Genomic DNA, 7,196 nt, shown 5'->3' with positions numbered 1-7,196 from the left:
CGCCTACGAGGTTGATGCTGAAGAACTCGCCGATTTCCTGTTCCCTGAGGATTAAAGGAAAGTTTTAACTCTGGGGGGTTGTTTCTAACGATCCCACTAAAACTTCAAATTGCTTTTGCTGGCCAAGCCATAGGGCTTCCTCCCTAGCGCTTGGCAGTAATTGCCTACGCGTGAGAGGAACAGGTTCGGAGCCCTAACGCAAAATACTAATGAGAACAGATCTATCCATCCGCACAACAGCGCCCTACCTGGGGATGCTGATGTTATCTGCTCTACTAGATTTATTTGGCACACATAATCGCTTTAAGGTTGCTCAAGAAATTGCTTATAGGTTTTCCTTTAGCAACGCTTCGCCATTTTTAGCTATTTTATCCACATCACTTTGGATTGCTGGCGCAAGCTTTTGGGCGTATTTACTATTAAAGATTGTTCCTGCAATTATTGGCCGCACAAACCTAAATAGAGGAGCATTAAGAACACTTGGCTTACTAGCAACAGCTCAGTTTCTCGACAATCTTGTGCTGATCTTTATAGATCTCATGGGTACTAATATGAAGTCTTATCAATTACTTAATTGAGGGAATAATACTTTATTTTACGATCGCCTTTATATTTGTATTTTGGTATTGGTTTTTCGACTACCCAGGGAGGGATAAAGTTTTACCATCAGAGATTCCTGCAAATGTCAACCGAATATCTTTCCCTGAAGAGATGGCCTCTGGAGCGAATAATTGGCAGCCTGGATTACTTGATTATTTTTTCTTGGCGATGGTGGCAGGTATCAACCTAGGTATTGCAGAAGGGCATTCTCTAATGGGCTCTCGCCTCAAAGTAGCTCACTTATTTCATACCCTATGCATGAGTGGGATTTTCATAATCATTGTTGCCAGAGCAATCGACACAATGTTTTGATCAATGCCCGGTGTCGCGGAATGGGATAACTTTGATCTAACTAACTACAACTAGTGCAACATTTGCACAATCCAACCTGACTTTCATGAGCGCCTCAGCCCGCCATTACAGCTATCACTACCGAGTGGATGAACCACTGCTGCGCACCATTGCGGCCGAGATCCAGGCAGCCATACCCGGCGCTGAAGTGCGCCTGTTTGGTTCCCGCGCCTGCGGCACTGCCCGCCCCGATTCCGATCTAGATCTGCTGATAACAGTGCCGGATGCCTGGTTGGCCAACCATTCGCGTCTAAACGAAACGGATGCCTTGGGTTGGAAATTGGCCCATCACCGCCTGCCGATCGAGCTACTGCTTTACTCCGCAAGCGAAGTGGAGCATCGTCGTCATGGCGGGATCAATGTGATCGCCGAGGCCTTCCGCTATGGGCGACGGCTGGATCCTGCGGAGCCACTGCATGGCCCCGGCTGAAACCTCAACCGGCTTTCTTCGCATTGCACACCGCGATCTGCGAACCGCAATGGCCATGGCAGATTCATCGCTTTTTGAAGAATCAACCTGGGGTTTTCATCTGCAGCAAGCAATAGAAAAAGCTTTGAAGGCCTGGCTCCTGGTGCTCTCGCCTGAGCAACCACCTTTCAGTCACAACCTCAGGTTGTTGTTTTTGATGCTTCGCGACCAGGACGCCGCTGTTGAGCCTTTCCTTGGACTCAGCCGCTTCACCCTCTTTGCTGTGGTGTGGCGATACGACGAAGACCCGGAGCTGGAACACCTCAATCGCACTGCCTGGAACCAACTCTGCACTGAACTACTTGCCCATGTGGACGAGTTAGTCAGCTATTCACAATGAATTCATTGGGATTAGAAGCTGTAGAAGCAAGTTTCTACTAATGCCCGGTGTCGGTTTCGAACCAACGACATCCTGCTTGTAAGGCAGGCGCTCTACCGCTGAGCTAACCGGGCGGTTTATCTATTGTGCCAAACCGTGGAACCCACAATTTGGCTACAGGCCGCCGCCACGATCAATTCACAAATTATCTAGCCCTGCCCTACGGCTTTATCTGCTGGTTTTGGCTTGGCTGGAGCGGTTTTTTGGTGGGATCGATCGCTTTTTGGTTTGGCGGCCTCTGGTTATCACCAGATCTTGATACCAATTCCCGGCCCAGCCGCCGCTGGGGGCCGTTGGCATTTCTATGGATGCCATATAGGAAATTAGTGAGGCATAGGGGCTGGCTATCCCATACACCAATTCTTGGTAGTGCCTGCAGGCTTTGCTATTTAGCGATCCTGTTACTGCTCGCGGCCGCAGTTTTACAGCCAATCGGCTGCCCAAGCCCAATCGCTTTACTGAGCTGCTGGCAGCAGTTATGGCAACAGCAAAAACCGCTAGTAATAATTGCCATAAGCGCTACTGAAGCAAGTGCCTGGCTGCATTTGATCCAAGATGGCGATCCAATGCCACTCTGATTTCAGTAATCGTGGAAGCTTTTAACAAATTGATCGCTGTGGTAGCCAAGTTGCGGGATCCAGAAAGTGGTTGCCCCTGGGATCTCAAGCAAACCCACAGCTCCCTCATTCCTTATGTGCTGGAAGAAGCCCATGAGCTGGTAGATGCAATTCGCTACAGCAGCGATCAGCACCTTGCAGAAGAACTCGGGGATTTGCTTTTGCAAGTGGTGCTCCATGCCCAAATCGCTAAAGAACGCGACGCTTTTGATCTTGAGCAAGTGATAAATAGCATCAGCGCCAAGCTGGTGCGCCGCCATCCCCATGTATTTAATCCAGAAGTGCCGGCCCTTAGTTGGGAAGAAATCAAAGCAGAAGAGCGGAAGGCCCGCGGCGAAACCAAGGTGGGTTTAGCTTCTGAACTGCAACGCAAAATACGCAGCCAACCCGCAATGGCTGCTGCAATGCTGATTTCCAAAAAAGCAGCCGCGGCCGGTTTTGAATGGCCTGATCTCGATGGCGTATGGGCAAAAGTAGAAGAGGAGCTCCAGGAATTAAAAGAAGCGCTGGGCAGCGGCAATAAAAAACATTCCCAAGAAGAATTAGGTGATTTGTTATTTACCTTGGTAAATCTTGGCCGCTGGTGTGAATTAAATCCAGAGGAAGCTTTAGATGGCACTAATCAACGCTTTCTAGATCGTTTCGCCCGCGTGGAAGCAGCCCTAGGTGGTGAACTTAAGGAACGCAGCAGCGCTGAATTAGAGAAGCAATGGCAACAGGCAAAGGCTGAAATCAAAGCTCTTAATCCTCCGGTGTAGCCCCACTGCGCCGATGGCCCTTGATGCTGCTGCGTTGCTTTTTTGCTTGTAAGCGCCGCTCCACCGAACCACGGCTGGGGCGAGTGGCACGCCTTGGTGGCGGAGGTGCTGCAATCGCAGTGCGCAATAGCTGCGCCAAACGAACCAAAGCTGCCTCCCGATTACGCAACTGGGAGCGATATTCCGCAGCGGTTATCACCACTACCCCATCTACCAAACCAGCTGCCAGGCGTTGCAATGCACGAGTTTTTAAAAGTATTGGTAGGGCTTCACTACGAGCAAGATCAAACAACAACTCCACCCGCGAATCGGTTTTATTTACGTTTTGTCCGCCAGGGCCGGAAGCACGGGAAAATCTCCAGCTCAATTCAGCGCTTGGAATCACAAGCTGCTGGTTCAGCCGCAGTTGATCAAACTCCATGCCGGCATCGCTTAATGTGAATATGAGCTCAATTAATTATGCATGTTTAGCTTTTTTATTCCACTTATTTTTGCAATGGCCATAGGTGCCGAATCGATACCTACGGTAAAACAAACCCAATTTCTTGCAGCTGCGCAAGAGTTGCGAAATTCAAGATATTGCGAAATAATCCCCATCTTCCGCACTGGTACAAATTTTGAAATTCCAGTATTTAATACCGCAGGTTTAAATAATTGCCCAATTGGTTTATGGTCGCGCCAAAATGCAAAATCAATCGCCGCTAGTTTTGGCGCTTTTATGGTGAAACTGAATGGACCGCGTTATTGGATAATGGATGCGATAAAGGCGGCGGGCGCTACAAAATCTGGCAGGGTAGTTGAATTTAATGGCTTGCAATTGCGAGAACGCGCTTCCATAAAAGTAAGCCTGGCTAACATATTAAATATCCAGCGACCATATCAAGTAAATTCAGTCGATCGCAGCAGCACATTCAGCTACCTGAAAGGCAGGAAGGTATATGAATTAACCTCAGCTTCTGGCGCAATATTTCGCATGCAAAGCTACTCCCAAATTGTAGATCAGAATTTAAAAATTGAAGATTTAGATCGCCTTGGTGAACGCCTAAGTTTACCCAAAGGTTGGTCTTATAAAATGCGAGTGCTTGATAAAGATTCCCTGCTAAAGGCAGATGGTGTTGCCTATGTATTACAGGACGATCTACAAAATTCATACCAAAAGCAAACTAACCTGCCCTGAACTGATATCGAAATAAGCAGGTTGAATTTTTAACTTCCCGCTCGCTTGCGCCCGCTGCAACAATTCACTGCGTTTCGGTAGCTGAGCTGCCGCATAACAAGCGTTTACTTTAATTGCTTCTGTGAGATTATTACCGGCAACAAAAGAAGCGCGAATTGGAGTAACTAAATCCTCTAGTAATGGCGTAAGTGTTGCCTCAGCCATTGCAGCTGTCACAGCGCCGCAGCCGCTGTGACCAAGCACCACGATCAAAGGCACCTCCAGATTTGCTACCGCATATTCCAAAGAGGCCACCCCTTCGTTAAAAGCGGTATTGCCGGCGCTGCGCACCCCAAATAATTCGCCATCACCTGTATTAAATAACCACTCCAGGGGCACCCTCGAATCAGCGCAGGTAAGCACAGCACTCCATGGTCTTTGCCCTTGCGCTAGGGCTTTTGGATTGATTTCACAACCGCTCTCGCCATAGGCAAGCTGCAGGGCTTGCATCCGTAATTCTGGGCTTGCCGCATCCCCCGCAGCGGCCCATGCCGCCATGAAGCGCTGATTGCCAGCCATTAGGGCTTCCAATGGCTGCAACCTTGGTTTGCATTGCTCCAATTCAGCGCGCAAATCCAAATCAATCGCACTAGCTCCAGCCAGCCCTGGCCAGCACTGGCTCAACCCCAGCGCCACCCCCAGTAATCCGGCTTTTTCCAACAGCTCTCTGCGGCTTAGTGCCATAGCTCACCTGACAAGCGACCCAGCTAAAGGTTTAGCTGTATTGGAAACCAATGCAATACCCCCATGCCCGAACCCGGCTGGATTGATGAAATTTTTGATGGTGTGCGCTACGGCCTTGAAGGCCATGTGATCAGCGAACAACAATCCTCATTTCAACGGGTATCGATCATCGAAAGCAAGCGTTATGGCAAAGGCCTATTGCTTGATGGCTGCTGGATGACCGCTGAGCACCAAGAGCGTCATTACCACGAATCATTGGTACATCCAGCCCTCTGCGGCGCCGAAGCAATTGAACGGGTACTGGTGATTGGTGGCGGTGATGGTGGCACCGCCCGTGAATGCCTGCGCCACAGCGGCGTTAAAGAGCTGCACATGGTGGAAATTGATGGCTTAGTGGTGGAGCTCTCCCAGCAGCACCTACCGAGCCTTGGGGGCGGTTGTTGGACAGATCCCCGATTCCAGCTCACCGTGGGGGATGGCATTGCTTTTGCCGCTAATGCAGCAGATGCCAGTTACAACGTGGTGATCGTTGATGGTTCTGATCCCGCTGGCCCAGCTGAAGGTTTATTTAATCGCGCCTTTTTTGAAAATTGCCGGCGCATCCTTAAACCCGGTGGAGTGTTTGCCACCCAAAGCGAATCACCAGAAGCTTTCCGAAAAGTGCACATCGATACGGTGAAACTGCTGCGGGAGGTTTTTGGTTATGCCGATCCTATGTATGGCTGGGTGCCGATGTATCCCAGTGGTTGGTGGAGTTGGACCTTTGCTGCAGTGGATGGCCCCCGTTACCGCCAGGCAAAACCAGAACGGGTAGCCAGCATTGCCGCCGGCTGCGAAATCTGGAGTGCCCGCTGGCAACGCGGTGCTTTTGATGCCATTCCCGCCAACATTGAAAGGGCCCTTAATTCATGAGCGATTTAGTGAATTCAGATCTATTTGATTCGGATTTATTTGATTCAGATGGTGCGATTTTTATGAGCAGCCGCCGGCAGCCCGCCGCCTGCTCGGTTGCAATATTTGGTGTTCCATACGATGGCACCACTTCCTTTCGCCCCGGCGCTCGCTTTGGCCCCGCCGCTATCCGTGAAGTGAGTAATGGCATTGAGAGCTACTGCCCTCAACTAAATCTGGATCTCGAAGATCTCGCCTTTGTGGATCTGGGTGCCGTGAACATTCCCTTCGGCGCCCCCGAGCCGGTGGTAGCGGCCGTGAAGCAGGCCACCGAAGCGGTGCTGGCTCTCGGCCTCAAGCCCTTAATGCTTGGCGGTGAGCACTCGATTAGTTCCGGTGCTGTGGCGGCTGTAGCCGCTAAACATCCTGATTTAGTGCTGATACAACTCGATGCCCATGCTGATCTACGCCATGAATGGCTGGGATCAAACCACAGCCACGCCTGCGCCATGCGCCGCTGCCTAGAGGTGTTGCCAAGTAAACAACTACTGCAGATGGCCATCCGCAGTGGCAGCCGCGCTGAATTTAAGGAGCTACATCAAACCAACAGGTTGGTGGCAATCGAACAGATGGCAAGGGCATTGCAACCTTTACGCGGCACTCCGATCTACCTAACCGTTGATCTGGATTGGTTTGATCCAGCGGTGCTACCGGGCACCGGCACCCCTGAACCCGGCGGTTTTCTCTGGAGCGATTTTGCTTGCCTTATCGATGAATTACGCCATCACAACCTGGTGGCAGCAGATGTGGTGGAACTGGCGCCAATGCTTGATCCATCGGGTGTAAGCAGCATTTTTGCGGCAAAGGTTGTGCGCAGTTTGCTGCTGCTAATTAATGGAATTCCAAATGATTAAATTCAAGCAAGGGAAGCTGATGGCTGTCGTTTGGAACTACACCTGCGGGTTCCAATAAATGCAATGGCGGTAATTCCGGTGCTTTGGCAGTCCAATGATGGCAACTAAGGTCAGCCGTGAGCTCCGGATGTAAGGGCACTTGCCGTAATTTGCACCAAGACAATCCACCGGCTGGCTGGCAATGCTTACAACTACGGCAGCTACTGCGGCTAGCCATGGAATTAAAAAAGATCACTTAACTTAGAGAGGATGCAACCAATACCAAAGCTTGCAAAGCAAACTGCAGGTTTCCTACCGAAATGCGAATTAAATCGCAG

General features: G+C 50.4%; 11 protein-coding genes and 1 tRNA gene. 8 read left to right on the top strand and 4 right to left on the bottom strand.

The genetic code is table 11. The annotated features are described in order from the left end of the window. Nucleotides 1-260 precede the first annotated feature (260 nt). From AC2JC8_RS05225 to AC2JC8_RS05215, 3 genes are all read left to right on the top strand, one after another. The gene (locus tag AC2JC8_RS05225; RefSeq protein WP_484594302.1) at nt 261-578 is read left to right on the top strand and encodes a hypothetical protein; all 318 of its coding nucleotides are present in this window, start codon (nt 261-263) and stop codon (nt 576-578) included. A 419-nt stretch (nt 579-997) separates the two neighbouring features. Beyond that, nucleotides 998-1,381 (top strand): nucleotidyltransferase domain-containing protein, encoded by a 384-nt coding sequence (locus AC2JC8_RS05220; protein ID WP_481930824.1) that lies wholly within the window; start codon nt 998-1,000, stop codon nt 1,379-1,381. Beyond that, nucleotides 1,368-1,760, top strand: coding sequence for a HEPN domain-containing protein (locus AC2JC8_RS05215; RefSeq protein WP_481930825.1), 393 nt, complete (start codon nt 1,368-1,370; stop codon nt 1,758-1,760). Before AC2JC8_RS05220 ends, AC2JC8_RS05215 begins: the two co-directional genes overlap by 14 nt. A gap of 41 nt (nt 1,761-1,801) precedes the next feature. Here the strand turns inward: AC2JC8_RS05215 and AC2JC8_RS05210 are convergent. Continuing rightward, nucleotides 1,802-1,873 (bottom strand) — tRNA-Val (locus AC2JC8_RS05210). A gap of 12 nt (nt 1,874-1,885) precedes the next feature. On the opposite strand from AC2JC8_RS05210, the gene AC2JC8_RS05205 reads away from it, so the two are divergent. Together AC2JC8_RS05205 and mazG are read left to right on the top strand one after the other, a co-directional pair. Continuing rightward, nucleotides 1,886-2,377: a metal-binding protein gene (locus tag AC2JC8_RS05205; protein WP_482682693.1), complete on the top strand. Its 492-nt coding sequence runs from the start codon at nt 1,886-1,888 to the stop codon at nt 2,375-2,377. Nucleotides 2,378-2,385: 8 nt separating this feature from the next. Next, a complete protein-coding gene (gene mazG / locus AC2JC8_RS05200; RefSeq protein WP_461556236.1) occupies nt 2,386-3,174 on the top strand; it encodes a nucleoside triphosphate pyrophosphohydrolase in 789 nt (262 codons plus the stop codon). Here the strand turns inward: mazG and arfB are convergent. Continuing rightward, nucleotides 3,158-3,595: an alternative ribosome rescue aminoacyl-tRNA hydrolase ArfB gene (arfB, locus tag AC2JC8_RS05195; protein ID WP_295533956.1), complete on the bottom strand. Its 438-nt coding sequence runs from the start codon at nt 3,593-3,595 to the stop codon at nt 3,158-3,160. The genes mazG and arfB overlap by 17 nt on opposite strands. Before the next feature lie 75 nt (nt 3,596-3,670). On the opposite strand from arfB, the gene AC2JC8_RS05190 reads away from it, so the two are divergent. Beyond that, complete coding sequence (locus AC2JC8_RS05190) at nt 3,671-4,351, top strand: hypothetical protein (RefSeq protein ID WP_484400803.1); 681 nt, start codon at nt 3,671-3,673, stop codon at nt 4,349-4,351. Here AC2JC8_RS05190 and AC2JC8_RS05185 read toward each other — a convergent pair. Next, nucleotides 4,322-5,074, bottom strand: coding sequence for a carbonic anhydrase (locus AC2JC8_RS05185; protein ID WP_484400805.1), 753 nt, complete (start codon nt 5,072-5,074; stop codon nt 4,322-4,324). The genes AC2JC8_RS05190 and AC2JC8_RS05185 overlap by 30 nt on opposite strands. A 63-nt stretch (nt 5,075-5,137) precedes the next feature. Here AC2JC8_RS05185 and speE point away from each other — a divergent pair, with 63 nt between their 5' ends. Both speE and speB read left to right on the top strand, forming a co-directional pair. Continuing rightward, on the top strand, nt 5,138-5,986 hold the full coding sequence (gene speE / locus AC2JC8_RS05180; RefSeq protein WP_484400806.1) for a polyamine aminopropyltransferase: 849 nt from the start codon (nt 5,138-5,140) through the stop codon (nt 5,984-5,986). Continuing rightward, the gene (speB, locus tag AC2JC8_RS05175) at nt 5,983-6,879 is read left to right on the top strand and encodes an agmatinase (RefSeq protein WP_484594301.1); all 897 of its coding nucleotides are present in this window, start codon (nt 5,983-5,985) and stop codon (nt 6,877-6,879) included. Before speE ends, speB begins: the two co-directional genes overlap by 4 nt. On the opposite strand, the gene AC2JC8_RS05170 is transcribed toward speB, so the two are convergent. Then, nucleotides 6,857-7,096 carry a hypothetical protein gene (locus AC2JC8_RS05170; RefSeq protein ID WP_484400808.1) on the bottom strand — a complete coding sequence of 80 codons (240 nt, stop codon included), beginning with the start codon at nt 7,094-7,096 and terminating at the stop codon, nt 6,857-6,859. The two genes, speB and AC2JC8_RS05170, sit on opposite strands and share 23 nt — an antisense overlap. Between the last annotated feature and the right edge of the window lie 100 nt (nt 7,097-7,196).

This window comes from Synechococcus sp., assembly GCF_982614295.1.
Note: the sequence above shows the minus strand (reverse complement) of the source record. Positions and strands in the feature narration are given on the sequence as shown.